General features: G+C 42.8%; 20 protein-coding genes and 2 riboswitches. Of the genes, 9 read left to right on the top strand and 11 right to left on the bottom strand.

Annotated elements, in window-relative coordinates:
* Positions 1-50 precede the first annotated feature (50 nt).
* On the bottom strand, positions 51-854 hold the full coding sequence (locus CDO33_RS20190) for an AraC family transcriptional regulator (RefSeq protein ID WP_103082220.1): 804 nt from the start codon (positions 852-854) through the stop codon (positions 51-53).
* Positions 855-1,246: 392 nt separating this feature from the next.
* Between CDO33_RS20190 and CDO33_RS20185 the strand changes: the two genes are divergently transcribed.
* Both CDO33_RS20185 and CDO33_RS20180 read left to right on the top strand, forming a co-directional pair.
* Positions 1,247-1,912, top strand: coding sequence for a ThuA domain-containing protein (locus CDO33_RS20185; RefSeq protein ID WP_103082219.1), 666 nt, complete (start codon positions 1,247-1,249; stop codon positions 1,910-1,912).
* A 153-nt stretch (positions 1,913-2,065) separates the two neighbouring features.
* Positions 2,066-3,175 (top strand): Gfo/Idh/MocA family protein, encoded by a 1,110-nt coding sequence (locus CDO33_RS20180; protein ID WP_103082218.1) that lies wholly within the window; start codon positions 2,066-2,068, stop codon positions 3,173-3,175.
* Between the two features lie 124 nt (positions 3,176-3,299).
* Here the strand turns inward: CDO33_RS20180 and CDO33_RS20175 are convergent, their stop codons facing one another.
* A complete protein-coding gene (locus tag CDO33_RS20175; protein ID WP_103082217.1) occupies positions 3,300-4,367 on the bottom strand; it encodes a uroporphyrinogen decarboxylase family protein in 1,068 nt (355 codons plus the stop codon).
* A gap of 703 nt (positions 4,368-5,070) precedes the next feature.
* Between CDO33_RS20175 and CDO33_RS20170 the strand changes: the two genes are divergently transcribed.
* Positions 5,071-5,955 carry an AraC family transcriptional regulator gene (locus tag CDO33_RS20170; RefSeq protein WP_103082216.1) on the top strand — a complete coding sequence of 295 codons (885 nt, stop codon included), beginning with the start codon at positions 5,071-5,073 and terminating at the stop codon, positions 5,953-5,955.
* Between the two features lie 118 nt (positions 5,956-6,073).
* Here the strand turns inward: CDO33_RS20170 and CDO33_RS20165 are convergent, their stop codons facing one another.
* Positions 6,074-6,880, bottom strand: a complete 807-nt coding sequence (locus CDO33_RS20165) for a LysM peptidoglycan-binding domain-containing protein (RefSeq protein ID WP_103082215.1) — start codon at positions 6,878-6,880, stop codon at positions 6,074-6,076.
* 3 nt (positions 6,881-6,883) lie between these two features.
* A riboswitch (cyclic di-AMP (ydaO/yuaA leader) is annotated at positions 6,884-7,102 on the bottom strand.
* A gap of 181 nt (positions 7,103-7,283) precedes the next feature.
* Here CDO33_RS20165 and CDO33_RS20155 point away from each other — a divergent pair.
* The 3 genes from CDO33_RS20155 (at position 7,284) to CDO33_RS20145 (ending at position 11,200) form a co-directional block, all read left to right on the top strand.
* Positions 7,284-8,102 carry a sporulation peptidase YabG gene (locus CDO33_RS20155; RefSeq protein WP_103082213.1) on the top strand — a complete coding sequence of 273 codons (819 nt, stop codon included), beginning with the start codon at positions 7,284-7,286 and terminating at the stop codon, positions 8,100-8,102.
* Positions 8,103-8,504: 402 nt separating this feature from the next.
* Positions 8,505-9,785: a glycoside hydrolase family 18 protein gene (locus CDO33_RS20150; protein WP_103082212.1), complete on the top strand. Its 1,281-nt coding sequence runs from the start codon at positions 8,505-8,507 to the stop codon at positions 9,783-9,785.
* A gap of 164 nt (positions 9,786-9,949) precedes the next feature.
* Entirely contained in the window at positions 9,950-11,200 is a 1,251-nt protein-coding gene (locus CDO33_RS20145) for a DNA polymerase IV (RefSeq protein ID WP_103082211.1), read from the top strand.
* Between the two features lie 701 nt (positions 11,201-11,901).
* Here the strand turns inward: CDO33_RS20145 and CDO33_RS20140 are convergent.
* From CDO33_RS20140 to CDO33_RS20115, 6 genes are all read right to left on the bottom strand, one after another.
* Positions 11,902-13,143 carry an ABC transporter ATP-binding protein gene (locus CDO33_RS20140; RefSeq protein WP_103082210.1) on the bottom strand — a complete coding sequence of 414 codons (1,242 nt, stop codon included), beginning with the start codon at positions 13,141-13,143 and terminating at the stop codon, positions 11,902-11,904.
* Positions 13,143-14,171, bottom strand: a complete 1,029-nt coding sequence (locus CDO33_RS20135) for a FecCD family ABC transporter permease (RefSeq protein ID WP_242973928.1) — start codon at positions 14,169-14,171, stop codon at positions 13,143-13,145. Before CDO33_RS20135 ends, CDO33_RS20140 begins: the two co-directional genes overlap by 1 nt.
* Positions 14,172-14,458: 287 nt before the next feature.
* Positions 14,459-15,517, bottom strand: a complete 1,059-nt coding sequence (locus CDO33_RS20130; protein ID WP_103082209.1) for an ABC transporter substrate-binding protein — start codon at positions 15,515-15,517, stop codon at positions 14,459-14,461.
* A gap of 88 nt (positions 15,518-15,605) precedes the next feature.
* Entirely contained in the window at positions 15,606-16,133 is a 528-nt protein-coding gene (locus tag CDO33_RS20125; RefSeq protein WP_479690683.1) for a cob(I)yrinic acid a,c-diamide adenosyltransferase, read from the bottom strand.
* A 209-nt stretch (positions 16,134-16,342) separates the two neighbouring features.
* A riboswitch (cobalamin riboswitch) is annotated at positions 16,343-16,540 on the bottom strand.
* Between the two features lie 77 nt (positions 16,541-16,617).
* Positions 16,618-16,914: a hypothetical protein gene (locus tag CDO33_RS20120; protein ID WP_103082208.1), complete on the bottom strand. Its 297-nt coding sequence runs from the start codon at positions 16,912-16,914 to the stop codon at positions 16,618-16,620.
* A gap of 232 nt (positions 16,915-17,146) precedes the next feature.
* On the bottom strand, positions 17,147-18,019 hold the full coding sequence (locus CDO33_RS20115) for an FMN-binding protein (protein ID WP_103082207.1): 873 nt from the start codon (positions 18,017-18,019) through the stop codon (positions 17,147-17,149).
* Between the two features lie 565 nt (positions 18,020-18,584).
* Here CDO33_RS20115 and CDO33_RS20110 point away from each other — a divergent pair.
* The gene (locus CDO33_RS20110; protein WP_103082231.1) at positions 18,585-19,943 is read left to right on the top strand and encodes an MATE family efflux transporter; all 1,359 of its coding nucleotides are present in this window, start codon (positions 18,585-18,587) and stop codon (positions 19,941-19,943) included.
* A gap of 147 nt (positions 19,944-20,090) precedes the next feature.
* Here the strand turns inward: CDO33_RS20110 and CDO33_RS20105 are convergent, their stop codons facing one another.
* Together CDO33_RS20105 and CDO33_RS20100 are read right to left on the bottom strand one after the other, a co-directional pair.
* Positions 20,091-23,444 (bottom strand): ABC transporter permease, encoded by a 3,354-nt coding sequence (locus CDO33_RS20105; RefSeq protein WP_103082206.1) that lies wholly within the window; start codon positions 23,442-23,444, stop codon positions 20,091-20,093.
* Positions 23,445-23,446: 2 nt separating this feature from the next.
* Positions 23,447-24,151 (bottom strand): ABC transporter ATP-binding protein, encoded by a 705-nt coding sequence (locus tag CDO33_RS20100; protein WP_103082205.1) that lies wholly within the window; start codon positions 24,149-24,151, stop codon positions 23,447-23,449.
* Between the two features lie 410 nt (positions 24,152-24,561).
* On the opposite strand from CDO33_RS20100, the gene CDO33_RS20095 reads away from it, so the two are divergent.
* Positions 24,562-25,740 (top strand): iron-containing alcohol dehydrogenase, encoded by a 1,179-nt coding sequence (locus CDO33_RS20095; protein WP_103082204.1) that lies wholly within the window; start codon positions 24,562-24,564, stop codon positions 25,738-25,740.
* Positions 25,741-25,897: 157 nt separating this feature from the next.
* The gene (locus CDO33_RS20090) at positions 25,898-26,677 is read left to right on the top strand and encodes an ABC transporter ATP-binding protein (RefSeq protein WP_242973492.1); all 780 of its coding nucleotides are present in this window, start codon (positions 25,898-25,900) and stop codon (positions 26,675-26,677) included.
* The last annotated feature ends 128 nt before the right edge of the window (positions 26,678-26,805 follow it).

Here is a 26,805-nt window from a genome sequence, read left to right as displayed (position 1 = left end):
ATTCTCTAATGTCCCCTCTATTTTATATTGCACGTTTAAACGGATGAAGGTTATAAAGCTGTTGATGGGTCATTATTTTGCTGTTTGCGATATTCCCGCGGAGTGATGGACATAACACTTTTATACACCCTGTTGAAGGTTCTCAGAGTCTCAAAGCCGCATTCAAAAGCTATTTCAGTAATAGGCTTGTCAGTGCAAGCCAGCAAATGATTCGCGTAATTTATCCTCAATTCATTGATATACCTATCAAGTCTCTGTCCCACGCTATTGGAAAAAACCCTGGACATATGAAACGGGCTGACCTTCAGTTCTTTGGCGATGGATGACAAATTTATGGGGCTCTGGTAGTTTGACTGGATATAGCTGAGAATGCGTTCAATCAATTCATCCCCTGTGTCCTTCTCCCTCTTCTGCAGGTTCAAAAAAGGCATAAGCCTGCTCACAGCCAGATAAAGATGTCCGGTGATGATACCGGGGTTATTTCCTGCTCTGGTTTCTTCATATATGCACTTAAGGGATGTATATGCCTCGGGGTGGACCTGGCTTCCCCGTATGCAGCTTACAGAAGGCTTACATGCCGTAAAAGCATTTTTGTAAAGAGGCAGCATGCTTCCGTTGAATATCATAATAAAATGTTCACTGTGTTTATGGGTCTTATATCCGTGGACAGTATTGGGAAGCACAACGCTGATATCCCCCTTCTCCAAGGTATATGTCCCGGCATTGGATGCAATTTCGATCTCTCCTCCCATCACCATTAGCAGCTCAAGCTCCTTATGGATATGAAGGGGAAATGTCATGTCATTGCCATACCCGCAGTATAAACTGTAGGATTTGTTTTCATAAAATATCATCAGAAAATCCTCCGGATTTCATCAGTATATATATAATATTTCGACAGCAAACCATTGATTTATGAGGTAAATAAATGATTGGAAAATTTCACTGCCACAATTGATATAATGTACCCGACAGCAATAATTGTCTATGTTTATTTTTATATTTTCTTTTTATTACATATTTTAAATAGTAGTATAATATCAGTACTATTGGCAATGTAATGCGCTTTAATGAATATCTCCCTTGCGGTAGCCGTCCGGAAGAGGAAAGAAGCCTTTCAATTCCAAGAACGGAAATGTCGGAAATGGATAAAGGCTTATATGCACCGCAAAGGGAAGTCCAACCTTGGGCCGCATGCATGCCGGACTTTATAATACTCTTTAGATAAAAGAAAGGGAGGGTTCTTATGGACAGGAAAGCTCTTATCGTAAGAGGTGGATGGGAAGGCCATGAGCCTGTTGAGGTTTCACAGGTTTTTGAAAAAATTCTCATGAAGGAAGGCTTTGCAGTGGACATTCATGAAGACCTTGACGTCTTTGGGGATCTGGAAAACCTTCACAGCTATTCTTTAATCATTCCTGTATACACCATGGGTGAGATAAAAGGCGAATATGTGGACAATGTATGTGCAGCAGTTGAAAGCGGTGTAGGACTGGCCGGCTGCCATGGCGGTATGTGCGATGCCTTCAGGAACAATACAAGATGGCAATTTTTGACCGGCTCCCAGTGGGTAGAACACCCCGGAAATGACGGTGTAGAATATGAAGTAAACATTGTAAAATCCAGCTCCAGTCCCATCATTGAAGGAATCAACGACTTCAAGGTGAAAACGGAACACTATTACTTGCACCTGGATCCTGCCGTAAATGTCCTGGCAACCACCACCTTTCCCCTCGTTCCAGGGCCTCACAGCGCTAATGGGACTGTTCTGATGCCGGTAGTCTACACAAAGAGATGGGGTAAAGGTCGGATTTTTTATAATTCCCTGGGCCACCATGCAGATATATTTGACATCCCGGAGGCCAGTGAATTGATGAGACGCGGCTTTTTATGGGCAAGCAGGCTGCTGTGACCGCTTCTTAGTAATCAATTGCACAGTGACATGCGTTAAAAGCTTTTATACCAGCATTTTCAACAGCATAGGAAAGACGATGTCATTGGCTTTTGCTTTTAAGCAAATATTGATTTTCATTAAAATACATTCATGAAAGGGAGGAAACTCTCAATGGATAAGATAAAAATCGGAATTATAGGGTGCGGCAACATAAGCGATATTTATCTGCAAAACCTGACGTCAACCTTTGTCAATACGGAAGTCCTGGCGGTATGCGATATTATCGAAGAAAGGGCACAAGCCGCGCGCCAGAAGTATAACATTCCATATATGTTTACCAATGTGGATGAAATATTGGGTCTCAAAGAAATACAGATTATAGTCAATTTAACCACCCCCGGGGATCACTATCAAATATGCAAAAAGGCCTTGGAGGCCGGAAAGCATGTGTATGTGGAAAAACCTTTGTCCTTAAAGGTTGAGCAGGGGATGGAGTTGAAGGAACTGGCCAGGAAGAACAATTTGCTTCTCGGATGCGCTCCCGACACATTTTTAGGCGCAGGCCTTCAAACCTGCAGAAAGGCCATTGACGATGGCCTCATCGGCGATGTAATAGGTGCAACTGCCTTTATGGTGTGCCACGGTCATGAGAGCTGGCATCCGGACCCGGAATTTTATTATGAGGAAGGCGGAGGCCCTATGTTTGATATGGGACCATACTATCTCACCGCTCTCGTTTCAATGATAGGTCCGGCAAAAACTGTCACCGGAATGAATTCCATAACCTTTAAGCAGAGGACGATAACCAGCCGGAAAAAATTCGGGAAGGTCATAGATGTAAAGGTGCCTACCCATGTGACCGGGACAATAGAATTTAAAAACGGCGCCATTGCAACCGTCATCACCAGTTTCGACGTCTGGGGCAGCACTCTTCCAAGGATTGAAATATACGGCTCCAGGGGAACGCTGATAGTTCCGGACCCCAACACCTTCGGAGGAGATGTACGGATACAGACCTATTTCCAAAACGAGTTTAAGGAAGTTCCACTGACCCATATTTATTCTGAAAACAGCAGGGGTTTAGGCGTAGCCGACATGGCTGATGCAATAATAAACAATAGGACAAATATTGCTAATGGGGATCTGGCATGCCATGTGCTGGAAATAATGCATGCATTCCATGAAAGCGCTGAAAAGAGGGCCTTTGTGGATTTGAAAACGGATTGTGAAAGGCCGAAGCCTCTGGCTATAGGTCTGACTAAAGGTTATGTCAGCCTGTAGAAGGGATTGAAACAATACTTTATAGTAAAGTGCCGGTTTCTATCGGCAGCAGCAAACCGGAGTAAGCTTGTCATTGTGCAGGCATACTCCGGTTTGTCTTTTATAGGGCAGATTTATTCGCATCTTAATAGCTTCCCAAACTTTTTGCCAGCTCGATGATCCTGCGGAAATTTTCCAGGCTGACGGAAGACGGAATGGAATGGTCCGATGAAAATATATATCCACCGGATTCCTTCATTATCGGTAAAGTTTTTTCCATTTCGGCGCTTATCGCTTCAATATCGTCCCAGAGCACCGCATTAATACCGCCATGGAATACAAGATCCTTACCGTATTTCCTCTTCAGCTCAACCGGGTTCATACCGGCTTTAACTTCCAGCGGATTCAGGGCATCAATGCCTATGTCGATCAATTCAGGAATCAACGGGTTTATGTCCCCGCAGGAGTGAAGATGTGCCTTTATTCCCTTTTTATGAGCCCATTCAACCGCCCTTTTATGTACAGGCTTCAGCAATTCGCGGTAGGTCTTGACGGAAAAGAACTGGTTATGCTTATAGCCCATATCGTCAGGCCATTTAATGCTGTCAAAAGTATAGCCGGCATCCCATATCATATCAAAAAGGGCAATATCCATATCCAGATAAGTGTTGAACATGTCAACGCACCATTCTGGATCTTCCACCAACGCAATAAGCAAGGTCTCTGTTCCCACAGACCAGGAGTGGGTCACATCGAAGCCAAACCAGAAGCCTGCTTCTATCCATTGGCCTTCTTCGCGCCACCTTTTGTAATTCTTTTTAAGATAATCCCATGGAATCCTGTCTTCGGTGGGGGTCATTCGGCTTTTAGCTTCCTTCCACTTCTCAGGGTCCGTTGTTGTAAAGTCGAGGAATTCCGGGGTGGAGTCCATGTGCTTCCATTGCTTCAGGGTAACACCCCAGCTTGTGGTATAGATAATATGTTTTTCCGTCTCCTCAATAACTTTTGTCTCATATCTGGGGCTATTATCCACATTTATGGATGCCACCTTGTCGATATCGAAATAGTCTCTGTAATCAATGCCTTCCGGCATTCCTTCCCTTTGCCATCTCTCAATGGTAGAGCCCCATGGAGAATCAGCAATCGGAACCCTGTCGGCCTCCTTATGCTGAAACATTCTGGTAAACCGTTCATGCGTCGTCATCTTATACATGGATGCACCTCCAGTGATATTATTCCATCCGTTTTTTGTTGCCTTTAGCTTAAAATAACTGCCTATATAGTGATTGTATACTTTTTTGTTTAATAATGATTTGCACGGATTTATGTTCCAGGGGTACGTTTTTATGTTTTGCCATAGGTTATGAAGGATAGACTGGTATTGCTCCAAAGTTCAAGACTAAAATATTCTGAGCCTTTCGTTATCATGGTCTTTAAGGTTTTGGATAAATCTTTTTTGCATCCTTCCAAACGCATTAGATGATTAAAAATTTTACAACACAACTGACCACTGCAATTATCATTCCCTATTCAAGCTTGATTACCCATATTGTATTTAAAATATTACAGCTTTGTACGAAAAGCTTATGTTCATATGGCTTAAGTAGTCCTCAATGAATTGCTTGTCTAATTTCCCGAATCATTTCATAATTTTCAAAAAGCCAGTTATCTGCACAATGCATGTAGTATATAATATAAATTGCATATCAAGCCATGTCGATAAATTAAACTGCATTGATTGGACGATGGCTACTTGCTTATATAAATTAGTTTGAATTCTGCTAATTGAAATGGATTATTGCTTTTGCAAAAGGATTCAAAGCATATAACCATCAGGCAAACTATTGACTGAATTGGTTACTAAATTATATGGATTTGATCGCAGCAGTAAAATAAAATTCGGGGGAGGAAATTCCATGCCGTTATCCATAGTGGTTAATGAGGAAAACTATTCAAAGTATACTCATTTTATCCCCTACATAAGATATTGCGCCGAAGATAAATATTACAGCCCCTGGGAGCTCAACAGAAGAAAAATCAGCGACTATGAGCTTATTTTTATAACCGAAGGGGAGGGCCTGTTTGTGATTGGGGACAGGACATATGAAGTGTCCCCCAATGATTTGATTTTCCTCAAACCGGAAGTGTTCCATTCGGGGAAATCCCTCACTACCCCTTTCAAATTCCTGTGCATGCATTTTGATTTATATGTGTCCAAACCTGCAGATGACTTGCAGATGCTTAAGCAAGCCTACTACGAAACCATACCTTTAAAGCCCGTAAAATATCATAAAGCGGTTGTGGAGTTTCCTGAGCATATTGCCATAAGCAATTCAAGCCATGTGCATATGCTGTTTCGCAGGATTATCAATGAAACGGAGAGGCAGCTGGCAGGATTCAATTCCGTCATCAAATCCATCTTTACCGACCTTCTTATCAACCTTTACAGGCAGAAATGCAGCCAGCTTCCCGAAAATATCAGGTCCAACGAGGTTTTGCTGGCGGTGGATTACATAAAGAGCAATTACATGAACCGCATCACTTTAACAGACCTGTCAAACCATGTCCATTTGCAGCCAACTTATTTAAGCGGGCTTTTTAAAAAACAGACCGGGCATTCCGTTACAGAATTTATTAATCTTCACAGGATATCCGTTTCAAAGAAACTGCTTCTTGAGACCAACAGAAAAATTCATGATATAGCAAACGATGTAGGATTTTATGACTTACATCACTTTTCCAGAGTATTTAAAAAATATGAAGGGCTGACTCCCGTACAGTACAGGCAAATCCGATTGTGATAATGAATGGGCAGCCTTATACCGTAAATATAACGATAATATGTAACAAGGGAGGCCGGCTCCGCGATTTAAGCGTCTTTACGGCTCTCCCTGTTTCATACTCTACCTGTTTGCAAGTCTAGTATGTGTATACCATCCTGCCTATTCTTGCTGCTATAGGTCTCGACCATATCCACTTATTCGTTGTGCTGTCATCGAAATAGAATATGGCGCCGTTGCTTGGATCACTTCCATACAAAGCCGCATAAGCTGCTTTCTTGGATTCATCCGTTGCCGGCCTGTTAATCCACCCGTTCTCTACCGGGCTGAACTGATAGTAGTTCCCAATCTTCTGATATATTACGCTTTTTATAGTATTCGGCCATTCATCACTCTGCACCCTGTTTATAACAACAGCACCAACAGCAACCTGAGCTTCATACGGCTGGCTTTCTGCCTCCGCTCTTATAAGCCTTGCCAGAAGGTCTACGTCGCTTTCACTGTAGGAAACCACAGCTTTTGCGCCATTTCCTCCGGATGTTGAAGTTCCTGAGGAAGTCCCTGCAGAAGTTGATGATGTTCCGGGTATAATAAGGGTTTGTCCCGGATAAATCATATCATCCCACTTATTATTGGCTTTCCTTAAGGAATCAAGAGATATCCCGTGTTTTTTTGCTATTAGATATAAGCTATCCCCGCTTTTTACGGTATACGTCGCAGCAGGCACATTTAACACCTGTCCCGGATATATCACTGTTCCTTTTATATTATTACTGCTCTGGATTGCAGAGACCGAAGTATTGAAGAGCTTGCTTATGGTATAAAGCGAATCACCCTTCACTACTTTGTAGGATGCAGCATTAGCCACACCCGGTGCTATCACCAACAGTCCGAAGCACACAAATGCCGCAGAAAATAAAGTTTTTAATCTGCCTTTCTTAAACATTACATTTTTTCCCCCTTTCGCCTCCGGAGTTAGTTGACGGGTTCGGGATGAGGTACCCTACCATCCCTGACCTTGGAAGCGGCATAAATGCTAAGCAATGATGCATGCCTAATAAAGCAGAAATCTATTATATACTGCCGCTTGCATCCCATATCAGGAACGGATTCACCCCAGGTAAAATATCCTCCGTACTCCATTGTGGAGATTCGGCTGTTTTCCATGCCATTCTAACAGGATTTATGCATCATTTCCATACAAAATTATTGGTAACGCAGGAATATCAATGCTTTGACGGAATAACCCGGAACAGTAAAACTTTTTTTGAGTTCTTTTATCACACCAATATCCTTATTGGCCTCCCCTGCATAGTATGTAATATGTCAACTAACAGGGGGTGATAAATGTGAATAGCTTAAAAATAGGAGACATTGTTGCAAGGAAATCTTATAACGCAGATATATCTTTTGTAATTGACAGAATAGAAATTGGTTCCAATGGGAAACCCGTATATATTTTGCGGGGCCTTCTCCATAGAATCCAGGCAGACACTGATGATGAAAATGATCTCATAAAGCAAACCTATAGAAGCGCCATTGAAAGCATGAAAAGAAATGTAATAATGGCAACGCGGCATGTACCACAGTATAGGCGATCCAATCCCCTCTTAAGATACAGCCCCTTCCGGGCAAGAGCCGGTAAAATTCTGCATATAGATTCCAGCAGGGAATTTATAGATATGTGCATGCAGAATTACAAAAAGGCAGGTCTTCATGCAACAAGCATCCACGCGGAAGAGAGCAGACAGCCGGAACTTATAAGAGGCGCCCTGGAGAGATACCGTCCCGATATTCTTGTCGTTACCGGCCACGACGGTATAAAAAAAGGATCTGTGGATCTTAATTCCATAAACAGTTACAGGAACTCAAAATATTATATACAATCCGTTAAAGAAGCCAGAAAATATGAGCCCAATGATGATAAACTATGCATATTCGCAGGTGCATGCCAGTCCTATTATGAAGGTATTATGAACGCAGGAGCCAATTTTGCCAGTTCACCGGGAAGGATATTGATCAACGCTTTAGATCCGGCAATTGTAGCAGAAAAAGTAGCCCTCACCAGTTCAAGAACCTTCGTCACTCCCGAACAGATATCAAGAATAACTGTATCCGGTGCCGATGGCATATGGGGCAAAAAAACAAGAGGCCATCTAAAGCTGTGATGAATGTAAAACTTACGGAAACTTAAAGGAAAATCAGGGATATAAATCCACAAAACAGCTGTTTTGTGGATTTATATCCCTGTGGATAATGTGTATAAGTCTGTGAATAATTCATTTTAGTTAATTTTACCTTGTGGGTAATTTGTTATATTTTTGTTGATGAATTTGTCCATCCTCCTCCGACCTGTTTGCATCTCTCCTTTCTCAGGTAACCATTTTAAGTAAACCAGCATATATTGAATTAGAAGCCGGTAATCTGCTGGACGCCCGTTCAAATCTTCTATAGAAAGACTCCCAACGACGACCAAAGGAATTGTTAACCGGCTTATGGCAGTTATTCATACTTAAGCTTGAAATATTGCATATTATGAATCCACACATTTGGGAAACGAGGTGATTTCCTTGATTATTCATGTAGTAAGACCCGGTGAAAGTATATACACCATTTCAAGGCAGTATGGCGTGCCGGCGTCCAAAATTATCGCTGACAATGAGTTAAGATTTCCAAACCGGCTTGTTGTGGGACAAACACTTGTAATTTTGGAAGGAGAGCGCAGGCATACGGTTGCTCCGGGGCAATCCTTATACACGATAGCCCGGCTGTATGGCACAAGCGTAAATGCTCTTCTGGCAGCAAATCCCGGGATAACGGATCCTGCTTCCATATCTGTGGGCCAGGTAATAATAATACCGCCCAGAACCATCAATTTCGGAAACATCGAGGTTAACGGATATGCTTTTCCCAACATCAATATGGATGTACTCAGGAGGACCCTTCCCTATCTGACATATTTGAGCATATTCAGCTACGAAGTAAATGCCGACGGCTCTTTAAGAACCATCGATGATGATGCCCTGATACAGGCAGCCTATGCGGCTAATGTTGCTCCAATGATGGTAATAACAAACATAGAAGAAGGTGGCGGCTTCAGCAGCGATATCGCCCACTCGATTTTAACGAATAATGAAGCCCAGGACGCCCTTATAAACAACGTCACAAGAATTTTAGGTGAGAAGGATTACTACGGACTGGCTATAGATTTTGAATATATCTATCCCTATGACAGGGAAAGCTACAATAACTTCCTGAGAAGAATAACCTCAGCTTTAAGACCTCTTGGTTATGTCATAGCAACTGCTTTAGCTCCTAAAATCGCGGCTACCCAGCAGGGCATACTTTATGAAGCCCATGATTACCCAGTACATGGAGCTCTTGTAAACCATGTCATAATAATGACTTATGAATGGGGTTACACATATAGTCCTCCTATGGCTGTTGCCCCAATAAATGAAATAAGGAGAGTTCTAAACTATGCTGTAACCGCGATCCCCCGGAATAAAATCTTCATGGGCATACCGAATTACGGATACAACTGGACACTGCCTTTTACTCCCGGAACCGCAGCCAGGACCATATCCAATACAGGTGCTGTTGACCTCGCAGCAAATGTGGGCGCCGTAATACAGTATGACACCATATCCCAGGCACCTTTCTTCAACTATTATGATGAGAACGGCAGAAGACATGAGGTATGGTTTGAAGATGCAAGGAGCATTCTGGCAAAGCTTACACTGGCAAATGAATTCAGAGTAGGAGGTATAAGCTACTGGACCATTGGCAGCTTCTTCCCGCAAAACTGGCTCGTCCTAAGCTCGGTTTACAATATAGTCAAGTTATTTTAAATGTATAGCCCTTCCGCCATATGATATAATAATTGCAGCAGTGAAATTATGTCTGCAATTATTATATTATTAAATAAGTGTGCTATTTTGAATTAAGCTTTAATGCTTATGAAATCTGAATCCTTGAACATAAGGTTGATATGCGCCATACGGAGGAGAATTGAATGGGAAGGGCTATATTGCTGGTGGATATGAATGCCTTTTTTATAAGCTGTGAAATGTCCAGGAATCCTGCTCTAAAGGGCAAGCCGGCAGCAGTTGCAGGTGACCCTAAAAACCGCACCGGCATAATCCTCACAGCCAATTACGAAGCGCGGAAATATAAAATTAAAACTACCATGCTGGTGCATGAAGCAAAAAAACTCTGTCCAGATCTTATTCTCATCCCTCCCGACCATGAATTTTATGAGCAAAAATCCCGGGAAGTGATGAATATTCTCAGGAGATACTCTCCGGTCATTGAGCAAAACAGCATAGATGAAGCATGGCTGGATATCACCGGCTGTGAAGTCCTTTTTGGAACACCTGTTGAGATCGCTCAGAAGATTATGAAGGATATCATGAACGAGCTCGACCTATGGTGCTCCATAGGAATTTCAGAAAATAAGTTTCTCGCAAAAATGGCATCGGAAATGAAAAAGCCTTTGGGAATAACCGAAGTATGGCAGAAGGATGTTAAAGAGAAGATCTGGCCATTGCCTGTAAGGGAAATGTATGGCATAGGCCGTCAAACAGAGAAAAAACTTTCAAACCTGGCTATTTACACAATAGGCGATCTGGCCTGCTGTGACAGAAAGCTCCTGACGAAAAATTTGGGCAAATGGGGTGAAGAACTGCAAAAGCTGGCCAATGGGATAGATTTGTCACCGGTGACCGAGCATCCCCATCATGACAGCAAGTCCATAAGCCGCTCAACAACCCTGCCCAGGGATATAACAGACATAGATGAGGCCAAAACTGTCTTGCTCAGGCTTTCCGAGGAAGTAGGCGCGGAAGCAAGGGCATATGGATATAAAGGCAGGACAGTTTCCATAACTATAAAATATAAGGATTTTCATTCCATCACCCGACAGAAGTCCATCAATCCGACTTATCTCACAAGGGATATATACAGGACGGGCATAAGCCTTCTTGAGGAAAACTGGGACAAACACCGTCCCGTACGGCTGCTGGGTATCGGCCTGGATAACTTTAATGACAGCGACGATATGGAAAGACAGATATCACTGTTCGATATAATGGAGGAAGCGGATAGCAGCACCTCCGGGAGCCGTGTTCGGGAAGAAAACCTGGAAAAAGCTATAGACAGCATCCGGGCAAAATACGGTAAGGACATCGTAAAAAGGGCAAAAGTCATCGGCAATAACTTAATAAGCAGTAGCAGCGCGGAAAAGAAGGACCCGTTTAGCATATAAAATATAAACATAAAACGTAGATTTTGTTGATACACATCCTGTGGATAGTGTGCATAAGTCTGTGAATAAGTAATATTAGTTAGTTTTGACTGTGGATAAGGATGTTATCTTTTTATCCACAGTCTATTCTTATGTAAATAATATTAATATTTCTTATATAAAATATCACAAACCTGCTTTTCTCCTGCTTTGATGCCGGTATACATAATGGTGATAAGTGTGCATTAATTTCTACATTTTATACACATCTAAGACAAGCCCTACATGGTTATTCACAGACTTATACACATTATCCACAGTTTTTATATCCACAAAGACTGTGAATACCTTATTTTTTGCGGATAGCTGTGGATAACTTTAAATTTTTGCTCAATTTTAGTCCTGTGTAATATTAATTATGCTTTGGCATGTTACGATTAAAACGGATTTTCTGATTGTTACTAAAATAGGCCCCTTACCGTTTCAATTCCGATATATTGGAATTAAAACTTCTTCCAGCGTATAATAAGAATTAATCCACAGGTGGGACACCTTTTGCTTTTCTATAAAGGACAGGAAATTATTTATAAGGGTCGTTTGTGCTTAAAAATTCTGAAAAATTAAATGATTGTGCCGGCATTTTCGTCAGTACAATCCCTCACGCTTGCAAAGCACAATCAATTATAAAAATAACATTCTTTTTTCGTTTTAGCAAATAAAATCTAAACCTGTAAAATCTTAATCACTTCATGAAGCCTTGCTGATGGGACAACTTCTGCCCTCTGTCTCAGAAGTCCATACAGCCTTAAAGCTTTTCCATCGGTAAAATCCCTGGCCTCCGGCGGATCATCCTCTATGATAATAAGCCTGTTGGCATACTGAGCTGCTTCCAGGTTTCTTATGTTCTGCTTTCCAAAAGGCATGTTGCATAAAATGGTGATCTGGGCATCTTTTATCTTATCCACATTTAAGGCAAAAGCTTCATCCGATATTTCGCTGAAAGGCTCACAGGCTATATAGTCTATGCCGAAGATTTCTGCACACATAAGGTCGCTGTCTCCATGGGCAAGAACCCCTGTGGAAATCTTGTAGCCCTTTTCAAATAGCTCCCTTATAACTCCGGAAGCCGAGCCCCCTCCCCCCAGCACATGCACCGATGTTCCACGGACATCATCCCGGCCGTTGTATAGGTAAAAATCCAACTGTCCTGTGACTTTATCCCTGTAAACAATCGCATTCACACCGTACGCTTTGGACATATTCTGTGAAGTCAACACCTCTTCCGGGATACCTTGAGCTATAATTCTTCCCCCTTGAATGAGGACAAGCTTCGAACAGTAACGAGCTGCTATTTTCAGGTCATGCACTGCCGCTATAACTGTCTTTCCTGCGGCAATCAATTCACAGCAGTATTTGAAAATCTGCTCCTGATGGGATATGTCAAGGCTTGCGGCAGGCTCATCCAGAAGTATTATTTCCGTCTCCTGGGTAAGCACCCTGGCGAAAATAACCCTCTGCCTCTCTCCTCCGGAAATCTGAGTAACCGGTTTCTTTTCAAACTTAAGCGTATCGGTATATTCCATATGCTTGCGAGCAATTTTATAGTCATTGGCACTCTCCCTCTGCATCCTTTTTAAGTGGGGGTACCTTCCCATCAGCACTACATCCAAAGCCGGGAAAGGAAAGGATATGGATGTGTCCTGATGCATGAGGGCGACATTCCTGGCTATTTCCTTTTCTTTAAGCTGATTAAGGGGAGTTCCGTCTATCAATATAGTGCCTTCTGCTTTATTAATGCCGTTTATGCATTTTAAAAGGGTCGTCTTTCCGGCACCGTTAGGTCCTATCAGCCCCACAAACTCTCCCTTATTAACGGTCAGATTTATACCCTTTAGTATTTCCAACCCGTTAACCCTGAAATGAAGGTCTTTTATCACTACTGCTTGTCCTTTGCTGTCCACCATTACAATAAAGCACCTTCCTTCCTGGTCTTTATAAGAAGGGACAGAAAATATGGAGCACCCAGAAGGGAAGTGATGATTCCCACTCCAATTTCTTCAGGCTGTATCACAGTCCTTGCCACCACATCGCACAAAACCAGAAACAACGCTCCTCCCACCGCGCTGGCAGGCAGCAGCGCCCTATGATCCGGCCCCACGATCAACCTCATGATATGGGGAACAATAAGGCCCACAAAGCTGATATTGCCGCTGACACTTACAGCAGCAGCAGTAGTTATGGAAGAAAGAAACAACATTATCTTCCTTGCTTTAGAAGGGTCCAGCCCCAAAGCGTATGCTTCTTCCTCCCCCAGCATGAGAACATTGAGTTCCCTGGAAAAAAGAAACAGCAATGCACCGCATACCAGTATGGGACCAATACCTATAGCAAGGTGCTCCCATCTTCTCGAACCCAATCCGCCGGTCGTCCAGAATATATACTCTTTAATCTGGTCGCTTCTGGCAAAGGAAAGCACGACGGAAGTAATGGCATTCACAAACATGCTTACAGCTATTCCTGAAAGAATAAGGGTAAGGGGCGATATTTTGCCACTCCTGAGGGATAACACGAATATTACAAAAGCTACTGTCAGAGCTCCGGCAGCAGCAAAAACAGGCATCACATACAGGCTTCTGGTAGTAAGCCCCAACGCTATTGCAACAACTGCGCCGAGACTGGCTCCGCTGGAAACGCCCAGCGTACCGGGATCAGCCATAGGATTTCTGAATATTCCCTGCATCACCGCTCCGGAAGTTGCAAGAGCTGCTCCCACCATCACCGCTACCAGGACTCTCGGAAACCGTATGTAGAATATGATGGATTCCTGACCGGATTGGAATTCAACATTCTTTATTAAGCCAAAATTTTTAAGTATGATTTTTACAGTCTGTGCAAAAGGAACATATACAGCCCCTACGGCGGTGGCAAATACGACCACCGCCATCAGTGCCAGAAGCATCGCAATTATAAATTTTTTCTGGGGTTTTTTCAAATCAATTACCCTCTCTTCAATGTACTTTATTTTTGAAGTTGTTGGTTTTCAATGAAGCCTTTTTGCGATTAAAACCCTATCAACTATTTAATGTCCTCGCTTCCTTATCATAGGATAAAGGAAGCTTGTGATATAATCTCTGTTGATAGATCAAAACTTAGATCGCTTCTTAATTTTAATTGATTATTATTCCTATATCAATGAGTTAAAAAACTGGCTTTTATATGTTGAGCCTTTATCCTAAGGCCAAGTACTATAGGATATAGGAAGAATTCAGCGCCTTGCTTTTACTTGAAAAGATCAGGATATGCTGCCTTTGCCAGATCTTCCACCCCATAGACTATGTATTGGGATATGGCGGATCTATGGGCATCGGATATTATAAAGACCCTGTTGTTTTTGACTGCACTTACTTCTTTAAGGCCCGGGTCCTTTCTAAGCTCTTCGGCAAAAGCCTCCGGCGTTTGTTCTGTCCATGATACGGAAGGTACTATTATTACATCAGGATTCAGCTTTACGATCTCCTCTTTGGAAATCTGAGGCCAACCATCAAGTCCGGCTTCTGAAACCACATTTCTCATTCCGGCTCTGGTAACAACATCATCAAAGGAAGTATTTTTCCCATAGGTATAGGTTGAACTGTCATAATAAAGGGCTGACAGCTTTTCATCCTCCTTGAGGCTCTTTATCTTATCCTCAACCTCTTTTAGCTTCTGGTCCATCCAGGCAATGAGCTCTTCACCCTTTTCCTTCTCTCCCACCAGTTTGGCGATTTCTCTTATGGTGTCCTTTTGCTGGTCAATGCTATTGGGAGATTCATAGCAGTAAACTACTATACCTGCATCCCTGAGCTGTTCAAGCAAATTGACATCGGTCCAGCTGGATGCAAAGAGGAGATCCGGACTCAAGCTGATTATAGTTTCAAGACTTTGGGATGATATTTTATTGGGAAACGCTTTCGCTTCCTCAACAATGTTTGAGGTTCCTTCCATATCTGCCATGCTGGACAGGGCAACTATCCTGCTGCTGTCCACAAGAGAAAGAAGCATTTCATCGGTTCCCAAGGTCAGGGAAGCTATCTTTTCCGGCTTCTTTTCTATAGTCATCTCAAACCCGCCGGCATCCTTCACTGTCAGAGGGAATTCATCAGTCACAGCCTCCTCCTGATTTTCAGCAGTACCGGCTGACTGATCACTGCCATCCTGGCTTTCCCCGGTGTTTTCCGGTGCTACGCTGCTTTCGCTGCTTTTTTCATTCATCGTGCCGTTTCCTGCATTCTGTCCGCAGCCGGCAACAATCCCTACCGTCATCATAATTACGATTAATAATGATATTATCCTTTTCATTTAAAATCTCTCCTTTTGTATGTTATTGCTGATTTTAATGATAATCATGCTCGCTTTTCTTCCGAATTGCTTCTGTTAATCCGCTTTTTTAAAACTCTATGCCTTTTCTCCCCGGAATTCCTTTTTGATAAGGGTGCTTTATGCACTTAATTTCTGAAACATAATCCGCCAGCTCAATAATCTCAGAGGGCGCATTTCTTCCGGTCAAAACAACCTCAAGCCCCTCCGGTTTATTTTTCAGGAAATCCGTTACTTCCCTTACTGAAAGGAATTCTCCGGCTATGCAGCCCAATATTTCATCCAGTATCAGAAGATCGCAGTCTCCCTTTAAGGCCGCGTCCTGAGCATACTTAAACAGATCATGCACTTCGGCCTTCAATTCCTTCAATTCATCGGGGGTCATATCCCAGGTAAATTTGCTTGCTCCTTTTCCCCTGTGCATTTTGAACCCCGGCAAAAATTCATCAATCACTTTCTTCTCGCCGGTTTCCATGCTCTTTAGAAACTGTACCATGAGGACAACAAGTCCACTGCCATATGCCCTCATTCCCAGTCCCAGTGCAGCCGTCGTCTTCCCTTTACCATCTCCGGTATATATGTGAACCAGACCTTTCACAATTTCACCCGCTTTCTTTTTTTGTTTAATATGCTGTTGCACAATGGCTTTCTGCATATAAAAAATAAGTATAAAAAAACCTCTTGCCACTACAGGCTAAGAGGTTTTGATTCCATCAGCAAACAAATAGCTTTTAAGAAACCTTCCTATTAAAAAGCTTTCTTTTATGAAACTTTTAATCGCCGACACCCTCTATCGCCCGTAGAGTTAACGGTGTGCATTTTCAGGCAGGTCTTCTGGCTTAAGCATCATCACCTTCATATCCTTCCCGGTTGCCCAGTGGTATCATATGAAGATTCCTCTTTTACAGCGGCGGGACCGCGTGGGACTTACACCCAACTTCCCTATTAAGCGATATATGATCCTCCTTCAGGATCATTATCAGCACCTGAAACGTAAATATTCAGTTTTCTTTTTTGATTATAATTTATCCAGAAAATATTTTCAATGTACTTGCTCAATTTTTATTGTACTTTTATAATATTTACTTTTTAAAAGCAAAAATATCAAATAACACGGCACTGACAAGGCTTGCTGTAAATCCTACCATGGATATTATCCCTAATATCGCCTTCCCAATATCGTTAAAACCGACGGTCTCCACCGTAAAAGCCAGCACAAAGTTATATATTCCAAAGGCTAGGGTAAATACACAAGGAATATATTTGATATACCTTCGCTTCCTGAAAAAGATATGCAGTAAAAGAGTAATTACAGCGAATATTGCCGCTGTCCCTGCAAGAAGGAGTATAAATCTTGTCTCTATCATTTGTAAGTTCATTTGCAAGCACCTCGTAAAGGTAGGTTATCTTTGCCGGCTGCTCCGATCTTCATAATTTTAATTCCCGGTGGAAAAGCTCTTCTCCCTCGGCGGAGTACCCAAATATACTTCTATATTGTAGCATATTCCACTGACATTGGAAAACTGAAAATATTGCCATAAAAAAAGGCTTTAGGATAGAACCTAAAGCCTTATGGTCGCATAGAAAAATTATTTGTACCAAGGTATTTCTTTATTTAGCATTTGCAAGAGCTTTCTCAGCCAGAGTAAAGAACTCATTTACATGTATTGTGGCACCGGATATTGCATCGGTATGCCCTTCGTTATCCGAGTACTCTATCTTTTTCGGATCCTGGGTTTTAATCAGGTATGCCTCTACTTTTTCTGCCTGCTCATGCCATTCTGCAGAAGCATTACCCTTTGCTTTCATGCCGTAATCGCCCTTTATAGAAGCCGTCTTCTTGTCGTCGCCGCCATCCTTATGTACAGCATTCCAGTTTGCAGCTACAATATTACCGCCGACAACAGTTATATCCACCGTGCCCTTCCATCCGGAATTAGCATCAAAATCATCTGCTTCAGCACGATAGAATCCGTCCTTGTATGGTCCTTTTGCAAGCGGTCCGTTATCCAGAGCTTTTTTGGCCAGTTCAAAGAAATCATTTACATGTATTGTAGCGCCTGATATTGCGTCGGTATGGCCTTCCTCATCCGAATATTTTATTTTTGTCGGATCCTGAGTCTCTATCAGGTATGCCTCTACCTTTTCTGCCTGCTCATGCCATTCTGCAGAAGCATTACCTTTTGCCTTCATACCGTAAGTACCATTTTTAGAGGCCGTTTTCTTGTCGTCGCCTCCTTTAATGCTGAGGGCGTTCCAGTCAGCTTTAGTAATTTTTCCGTCCTTTACTTCCAGAGTTACTATGGATTTCCAACCGCTGCTTTCATCGTACTGATCCTGTTGTGCAAAATAAACTCCATCTGCGTATTTTCCTGCCTGAGTTTTTTCACTGCCTGTGTCCTTGTTTGATGTTCCGCAGCCTGCCATAAGACCGGCGGCAATTATGAGTGATAAGCCTGTTGCTACGAATTTTCTTATATTCATGTATTCTCCCCCTTTGTACTTTTAGCAGTACAGTATGTATTATAATTTACCCACTTTTTTGTGTCAATACATAGACCCTCTTATATTATACCCTATTATTGGTGTTTTATCACAATATTATTAATTTTTTAACACACTATTTTCTAGCTTCCACCCTCTGCCGAAAAATGCTTCATCCGGGTTATGGCTGCTTCTCAAAGCTTTTTCGAAGTTCCGGGTCCCGGTGGATTTATAAAGATAATATCGAAGTATTTCATGCAATACCTCCTGATTTCCAAGAATATGCCACCTATGTTCCGAAAAACAATTTTTTTGGTTATGTAACATGTTTGAACTTATCAATGCTCAATAGTAAAATAATAATGCTAGACATTTATGGTGATTGATACCAGGATCAAAGGTTAAGCCATGGAGGACTTTCAATTGATAGAGTCTGCTTTATATATTAAAATTGCACTGATTCTTTCCGTCATTGTGCATCATAAAGTCTATAGAAAGAAGGTATTTTCCTTTGCATTTTTTGTTAAGTAACAAGAACAGGGACAATCATAAAAACATCTCCGAAATGAGGCATAATATAATTTCCATTACATGGCCTGCTTTTCTTGAACTGGTTATGTCTACCTTATTTGGCATGGTGGATATGATGATGGTTGGGCAGCTAAGCCCGGCAGCCATAGCTTCCGTTGGACTTACCATTCAGCCTTTCAATCTTTTACTGGCAATATTTGCTGCAGTAAATGTGGGTACCACCACCCTGGTGGCATGGAATATAGGAGCAGGAAACAAAGAAGAAGCTTCTGCGGTAACCCGGCAAATCCTGGTGGCAAATGCCATACTGGGATTAGTCATGAGCACCGTAGGAATTTTAAGTGCCCGGAGTATAGTAAAGTTCATGGGTGCTGAAGCCGACACTGTAGAATACGCCACACGATATTTCCAGATTGTCTCTTCCGGTTTGCTGTTTCAGGCTGTCACCATGGGAGTAACGGCATCATTGCGTGGAGCAGGAGAGACAAAGCTCCCGATGATGTATAATATAGGCAGCAACCTGATAAATGTTCTTGGCAACTATTTGCTTATATATGGCAAGCTCGGCCTTCCGAAATGGGGCGTTGCCGGAGCGGCGGCTTCCACAACCATATCTCGGTTTTTAGCTTGTTTGGCGGCTCTGTATGTGGTATATTTTTCGGATAAATCTGTCATTTCCTTATCTTTTAAAGGCAGCTACCGGCTTGACCGGAGAATTATAAAACAGGTTTTCTCTATTGGTTTTCCATCGGCGATGGAGCAAACCATCATCCAAAGCGGCCTTATGCTGTTTGCCAGGACGGTTTCAGGACTAGGTACCAATGCCTATGCCGCCCATCAGATAGGCATTAACATCAGCGGCTTGACTTTTTCTCCGAGCATGGCTTTCGGAGTCGCTGCTACTTCCCTGGTAGGGCAGAGCCTAGGCGCGAATGATGCTGAAAAAGCAAAAAAATATGCCGACGTAATTCATCATATTGCCATTTGCGTAGCTTGTTTCATGGGATTGATGTTTATCCTATTCTCCCATCCCCTGGCAAGGTTGTATACATCAGATCTGACTGTCGCAGCCATGGCGGGCACCGTACTCAAAATCCTGGCATTGGCCCAGCCCGGTCAGTCCACGCAGCTTTCCCTGGCAGGAGCTCTGAGGGGAGCAGGGGATACAATGTATCCTTTATATGCATCCGGTTTTGGAATATGGGTTTTCCGTGTGGTAGTGGCCTATATCTTCGTCAATATATTTCATTGGGGGCTCATAGGAGCATGGGTAGCCCTTGTTCTTGACCAGTATTCCAGATCCGCCATCGTATATCTCCGGTATCGGTCCGGCAAATGGAAATATATAAAAGCACACAAGACAATGAAACAAGCCGAGGAAATTCAGGCTTGACCCAAATAAAATTTAAAGGAATGGTTCCTATGCATATTGCAAAAACCATTCCTTTTTAATATTCATTAATCTGTTGTATAGATCTTTACGCTTATATTTCCTCTTGCTTTTGTCCCATTTTCTTACTCTTGTTATGCCCCAAGTCAGTTATTCAGCGCTCTTTAGGGATTCTATCATATCTATTTTATCGAACTTTCCATACATAACCAGGTTCACTATTACGGAAAAAGCAATGGTTAATGCGATGGAATACAGAAAATAAACCGCATCAATGGTTCTCATAAACATCATTATATTTGTTTCCGCCGTAACAATCACAAAATTGGTGAGCAGTTTCCCCAGAGGTATTCCCAAAAGGCATCCGATAATGGTCAATATTATGTTCTCCCGGTATATGTACATTGCCAGCTCCTTATCGTAGAAGCCCAACAGTTTTATTGTTGCCAGTTCCCTTCTTCTTTCATTGATATTTATGTTTGTCAGGTTGTATATTACCACAAAAGCCAGTATGCCGGCGGATATGATCAGTATGAATACCACCGAGTCTATGCTTTCCATGCTCTTGCCTGCCTCAATCTGAACATTGCCCTTAAAGCTTACAGCCCCTATCCCATCAATGCTCTTTAGACTGCTGAGGGTTGCATTTTCAGCTTCTTCACCGCTGTCATAAATCAGACCATAAAAACTGTTATACAGCACTTTATCTCCGGTTATCCTCTCGTAATAATCCCGGCTCATATAAATGTAATGCTGCAAATAATGCTCTGTTATGGCAGACACCTTAACTTCTACTGTCTTTTCGTTCAAGGTCAGCTTAAAGGTATCCCCTACTTTCTTATCCAACACTGTGGCAAGTTTGCGGGTCAGTATTGCTCCTTCATCATCCAAGACCAGATCCTCGCCTTTCATGGAAAGGCTTATATAATCATTCAATGCGGCCTTCTCTTCAGGTATAACCACATAAACATCTCCATTTCCGGAACCTGCAGTGCTGACAGAAGTGCTGCCGTAGGATGTAAATAGTACCGCCCGGATGTTGGAATCCTCCATCACCGCATCCTTTAGTTTATTTATCTCATCATCTTTTATCTCCTTTGTGAGCACGACCTGCATATCATACCTGAAAATATCATTGAATTGCTTTTCAATAGCGCCTACTATGCCTTCCCTTAAGCCAAAGCCGGTTACCATTAGTCCTGTGCAGGCAGCAATGCCTGTCACAGTCATAAAAAGCCTCTGCTTGTATCTGAATATGTTTCTGGCGGTAACCTTGCCTGTAAAACCGATCCTTTTCCACAGAGGAGTTATCCTCTCCAACCATATCTTTTTGCCTGGCTTCGGAGCTTTCGGCCTCAGCAACGATGCAGGAGTCTCCCTTAACTCCTCCAGTGTCGCTCCAATAGAAGCAGCTGTTATAAACAATATTGCTATCAATGCCGCCTGCAAGGCCAGTCTCCAATCAAAGGCCATTATCCTGTCGGGTACGACATAAAGCAGTCCATAGGCATTCATTAGGATGGACGGAAACAGGTTGAATCCGATTACCGTACCAATTATGCTTCCGGTAAGACTGGCAGAAAGGGAATATATCATATAGTGACCTACTATTGCTGCCTTTGAATACCCCAATGCATTGAAAATCCCAATCTCCGTCCTGTTTTCCTGGACCATCCTCGTCATGGTGGTAAGACTCACCAGAGCTGCTACCAGGAAAAATATTAACGGAAATACCTTTCCAATATTGTCGATTCTCTCACTGTCCTGGAAATAGGATTCGTACCCGATATTGTCGGAACGCTCCAGCACATACCACTCAGGCTTTTTTATGCTTTTTAACTTTTCCCTGTTCTCCTTAATATCCGATTCGGCCTTGCGGAATTCGTTGTTTGCCTTTTCTTCCTCTGCCTTAAGCTTTGCGGTGTTTTCATTTATTTCTTTTTCCGCCTTTTCCAGTTCCTTTCTTCCATCCTCAATCCTTGCCAAACCTTCTTCTCTCGCCTTATCCAGCTGGGCTTTTGCTTCGGCTATGCTTTTTCGGTTATTTTCCAGCTCGGTCTTTCCGGCTTCCAATTCTGCTTCTCCATCCTTTAACATTTTCTCCTGGATGGACAATTGATCCCTTCCAGCCTTTACTTGGGCGGATGCTTCATCGAAACTCAGCTTTAAAGCTTCCATGTCCAAATAAGGTTTTAGCAAATCCATCGCCCCGGATTTCTTCAACGAGGCATAGATGCTGTCAAAATCCTTGTCCTTTATGCCGTTCTCGTATATGTTTTTCAGATAATGATATTGCGATATGTATTCCGGGTTTTCCGGTTCCAAAGCCAGCAGAGTTTCCGCTTCCTGTACTTTTTCCGATATGGCCGCTGAAATATTCTCTGCCGCCTGCCACTTTTCCAGGTTTAATTTATCCTCGTTTTCTTCCAGCAGCTTTTTAGCCTCGGCTATCTCCTGTTTGCCCTTCTCTATCTCGCCGGTTCTTAAGGCTATCTCCTTTTCTGCAGCTGATATTGCATTTTCTCCGTCCTTTATCCGTTTTTCTCCCTTCTCCATTTCTTCATTAAATAATATCTCGTTTCTTTTCAGCTCATCTTTTCCCTTTTCCAGTTCAGCCTTTGCCGCCTCCAACTCCCTGTAACCCTCAGCAAATTTATCTTCCGCTTCTTTCCTGGATTTTTTGAGTTCTTGCTCTGCTTCCTCTATCTTGTCGGTGGCTGCTTTTAAAACCTCGGCATATCTTATTTCGTTCCTGATAGGTCCAAGAGCCTCAAGGGCTTTTTTAATGCCCTCTGCAGCTTTCATATAGTGCTCACGGCTAACCAAGCTTCTATCCGATTCCTCGCCCTGTATCCTTACATATATCTCAGTATAAACATCCATGTCGAAGGCTTCCGGCATGATATATATAAAACCCCTCACAGAACCATTGCCCACAGAGCTATGCTGCCTCTGGGCCGAAATATACAGAGGAGAGTCGGCCGTTCCTACAATTTTATACTCGTTATTTTTAAGACCGTCTATTTCAGCCTTTTCATCACCGGATTCCAATACTATCGTATCTCCCAGCATAAAGCCGTATTCAGCAAAAAATCTCTCCTCCACTACGGCTTCATCGTTTTTTTCCGGTCTTCTGCCCCGGACTATTTTCAGCCTGTTAATGCCCCTTTCATCCGGCAGGGAATTAATATTCACGACCATCGCCTTCTTATCCTTTTCCACCACCGCATCAAGAGAATAAGAACCTTCCGCCGCCGTTATTCCGTCCAGCTTTCTTATCTCCCAAAGGTCATCTTCTGTTAATCCCAGAGTGGATATGACCTTGAAATCCATGAAATTGCTTTCTTTAAAATAATGATCCCCCGACATCTTCAGATCCGGGCTTGTGGCTCTGACTCCGTCATAGATTGCTACACCGACAGTAATGATAATAACTATGGATAAAAACCTGGAAAGTGTCTTTTTTATGTCCCTTAATAGGTTCTTTATAAATGTTCTGCTCATACCTACCACTCTATACTCTCTATTGGCACCGGATCAGGATTTTTTACTATCCTTTCGATCCTTCCGCTTTTTACGGTTATCACCTTGTCGGCAATAGGTGCTATGGCCGAATTGTGCGTTATTACCACCACTGTCATTCCAAATTTTCTTGATGTGTCGTGCAAAAGCTTCAATATTGATTTGCCGGTGTTATAGTCCAATGCCCCGGTGGGTTCGTCGCAAAGAAGTATTTTCGGGTTTTTGGCAAGGGCTCTGGCTATGGATACTCTTTGCTGCTCTCCTCCCGAAAGCTGTGATGGAAAATTGTACATCCTGTCGCCAAGGCCTACACTTTTGAGGGCTTCTTCAGGGTCCATGGGATTTTTGCATATCTCTACCGCCAGTTCTACATTCTCCAATGCGTTCAGATTCTGTACGAGGTTATAGAACTGAAATACAAAGCCTATATCCTCCCGCCTGTATTTTGTAAGCATCTTTTTGTCATATTTGCTTATCTCGCTGCCGTCAACAAAAATACTGCCCTCCGTAACCTGATCCATTCCTCCCAGAAGGTTAAGTATGGTGGATTTGCCGGCACCGCTGGCACCCATTATGACAGCGAATTCTCCCTTGTCAATGGAAAAGGAAACATCATCCACTGCCTTTATCTCAACCTCACCTACAACATATTTCTTTTTTACATTCCTTAGTTCTATGAAGCTGCTCATTTCTGCTACAACCTCCAGCTCTTTCTGCTTTGATCCACGGAGCTTTATCAGCTCCCTGTTATTTTGATATTCTTTATATTTTACACCTTAGTGCCGACCCATTCAATGTCCTTAAGCAAGCCATTAAGCCTTATTCTCTGCAATTATTCATTTATGTTTGCCTATTCTTATTGTTTTTAGCAAACGCGCCTGCATATAAAAACCGGGTTCTTTCCTTTTTCATCGGCATCACAACTCTGCTGGCCGTTATGTTTTTTACTTTGTGTTAATCTACAGCCCATTTATAGCCCTGTGCAGAACTCGGTTATATAAATGTAAGGATTGCGAAAATCAGGGAATACATACTTGCCAAAATCTGCGTAAATATTATACTATATCTTAATAAATATGTTTGTTGAGGTGATTCGCCTATGAATTTCAACTATTACATTCCTACAAGGATTCTTTTTGGTCCTGGTAAGCTGGAGGAATTGTCCAAAGAGAATCTGCCCGGAAAAAAGGCCCTTATCGTGATTTCTTCCGGCAAGTCGATGAAAGAGAACGGGTACCTGGACCGGTTGATTAAAATTCTTCAGTCCAAGCAGATTGAATATGCACTGTTTGACAAGATACTTCCCAACCCTATTAAAACCCATGTTATGGAAGGAGCGCAGCTGGCGAGGAAGGAAGGCTGTGACTTTGTAATAGGATTAGGCGGTGGCAGCAGCATCGACTCTGCGAAGAGTATCGCCGTAATGGCTACCAATCCCGGAGATTACTGGGACTATGTAAGCGGAGGTACTGGAAAGGGAATGCCTCTTCAAAACCCTCCTCTCCCTATCGTGGCTATTACTACCACCGCAGGCACTGGTACCGAGGCGGATCCCTGGACTGTTATTACCAAAGAAGATACCAATGAAAAGATAGGCTTTGGCAATTATATGACTTTTCCTGTGCTATCGGTGGTAGATCCGGAGCTTATGCTTTCCGTTCCGGAAAAGCTGACAGCTTATCAAGGCTTTGATGCTCTTTTTCATTCTACCGAAGGATATATTGCCAGTATTGCCACTCCCATGAGTGATATCTACGCCCTTAAAAGCATTGAGCTGATATCCAAGTACCTTCCTGAATGTGTCAAGAACGGAAACAATCTGGAAGCCCGTACACAGCTCGCTCTGGCTAATACTCTTTCAGGATTTGTGGAGTCGATATCCAGCTGCACTTCGGAGCATTCCTTGGAGCATGCCCTTAGCGCTCACCATCCTGAGCTTCCTCACGGCGCCGGACTCATAATGCTTTCTGAAGCCTACTATACTTTCTTTGCTTCCAAGGTTCCTGAAAGGTTTGTGGACATGGCTAAAGCCATGGGGGTTGATGTAGACTCCCTGCCGGAGGACGAACGGCCGTTTTCCTTTGTAAAAGCCCTGATTGAACTGCAGGAGGCCTGTGGCGTAAGAGATTTAAAAATGTCCGACTATGGAATTAAGAAGGAAGAGATTCCTGTCCTCGCAGAAAATGCCCGCACTACTATGGGAGGACTTTTCGAGCTGGATCGTTACAAGCTTTCTTTGGAGGAAACTATAGAAATATTGAATAATGCTTACAAATAAATATAACGAGGCTAAAGATGCCCGCCACCTCTTATAGGTGGCGGGTACCTAATTCCACAATAAGCGGTGGGTTAAAATCTCCCACCTTATAGAAACGGTGTGTTGTAATTGCTACGCAATTTCTTCCGTTATTTTAATAAAGGGGCGAAAACAGTTGGTGGTCGAAGCAAATCAGGTTTCAGTAATACGAAATAATAAATATATTCTGAAAGATATAAGCTGGTCGTTTAAAAGAGGTGAACACTGGGCAATCCTCGGGCTTAACGGTTCGGGCAAAACCACGCTGCTAAACGTGATCAATGGATATGTATTTCCATCCAGGGGAGAAATCCAGGTTCTCGGCAAAACTTTCGGAAAATATGACTGGAGGGAACTTAGAAAATCCATTGGTTGGGTGAGTACAGCTCTCCAAGAGAGACTTTATAAAAGTGAATCGGCAGAAGACATCGTAATCAGCGGCAGATATGCATCCATTGGCCTTTATGAAGAGCCCAGCCAGGAAGACAGAGCTTTAGCCAGGGACATACTGGAGCAGTTGGGCTGCCGGGAATTATCCCTTCGTACCTATGAGACCCTCTCCCAGGGCGAAAAGCAGCTGGTTTTGATTGCCAGGGCCCTGATGGCGTCACCGCGCCTGCTAATTCTGGACGAACCCTGTACCGGTCTGGACATTTTCGCTAAAGAAAAACTGCTTTCCATTATAGGAAGCTTTAGCAGCAGACCGGATGCTCCGGCAATGATCTATGTCACCCATGTAACCGAAGAAATACTTCCGACATTCAGCCACACCTTGTTGCTGCGCAGGGGTCAGGTTCATTCCTCTGGAGAAACAGCAGCCATGATGACCAAAGAGAATCTTGAGGATTTTTATGAAATACCTGTCCGTTGTGAAAACTTAGGAGGCCGGTTTTTAGTGCGTCCCTTTTCTTATCTGTAATAGACGGGTACTACATAAGCCGGTGCCATAGCTATGCTTCAGGTATTACACTTTGCATCGGCTTGGTGCATATCCGAATGTCTCATGCTCCTGTTTGCGGGTAAACTTCGAGGCATTCTTGTTATGGT

The sequence above is a fragment of the Clostridium thermosuccinogenes genome (assembly GCF_002896855.1).
In the GTDB taxonomy this organism is placed as follows: Bacteria; Bacillota; Clostridia; order Acetivibrionales; family DSM-5807; genus Pseudoclostridium; species Pseudoclostridium thermosuccinogenes.
The sequence above is the reverse complement of the archived record's forward strand: the minus strand, read 5'-3'. Positions and strand labels throughout refer to the sequence as shown.

Bases quoted from the DNA above. Each gene is read 5' to 3' on its own strand.
- CDO33_RS20140 (WP_103082210.1), bottom strand. From the start codon at position 13,143: ATGGTGGACAGCAAAGGACAAGCAGTAGTGATAAAAGACCTTCATTTC.
- CDO33_RS20185 (WP_103082219.1), top strand. From the start codon at position 1,247: ATGGACAGGAAAGCTCTTATCGTAAGAGGTGGATGGGAAGGCCATGAG.
- CDO33_RS20130 (WP_103082209.1), bottom strand. From the start codon at position 15,517: ATGAAAAGGATAATATCATTATTAATCGTAATTATGATGACGGTAGGG.
- CDO33_RS20115 (WP_103082207.1), bottom strand. From the start codon at position 18,019: ATGAATATAAGAAAATTCGTAGCAACAGGCTTATCACTCATAATTGCC.
- CDO33_RS20175 (WP_103082217.1), bottom strand. From the start codon at position 4,367: ATGTATAAGATGACGACGCATGAACGGTTTACCAGAATGTTTCAGCAT.
- CDO33_RS20120 (WP_103082208.1), bottom strand. From the start codon at position 16,914: ATGAACTTACAAATGATAGAGACAAGATTTATACTCCTTCTTGCAGGG.
- CDO33_RS20180 (WP_103082218.1), top strand. From the start codon at position 2,066: ATGGATAAGATAAAAATCGGAATTATAGGGTGCGGCAACATAAGCGAT.
- CDO33_RS20145 (WP_103082211.1), top strand. From the start codon at position 9,950: ATGGGAAGGGCTATATTGCTGGTGGATATGAATGCCTTTTTTATAAGC.
- CDO33_RS20100 (WP_103082205.1), bottom strand. From the start codon at position 24,151: ATGAGCAGCTTCATAGAACTAAGGAATGTAAAAAAGAAATATGTTGTA.
- CDO33_RS20110 (WP_103082231.1), top strand. From the start codon at position 18,585: ATGAGGCATAATATAATTTCCATTACATGGCCTGCTTTTCTTGAACTG.
- CDO33_RS20105 (WP_103082206.1), bottom strand. From the start codon at position 23,444: ATGAGCAGAACATTTATAAAGAACCTATTAAGGGACATAAAAAAGACA.
- CDO33_RS20095 (WP_103082204.1), top strand. From the start codon at position 24,562: ATGAATTTCAACTATTACATTCCTACAAGGATTCTTTTTGGTCCTGGT.
- CDO33_RS20190 (WP_103082220.1), bottom strand. From the start codon at position 854: ATGATATTTTATGAAAACAAATCCTACAGTTTATACTGCGGGTATGGC.
- CDO33_RS20165 (WP_103082215.1), bottom strand. From the start codon at position 6,880: ATGTTTAAGAAAGGCAGATTAAAAACTTTATTTTCTGCGGCATTTGTG.
- CDO33_RS20170 (WP_103082216.1), top strand. From the start codon at position 5,071: ATGCCGTTATCCATAGTGGTTAATGAGGAAAACTATTCAAAGTATACT.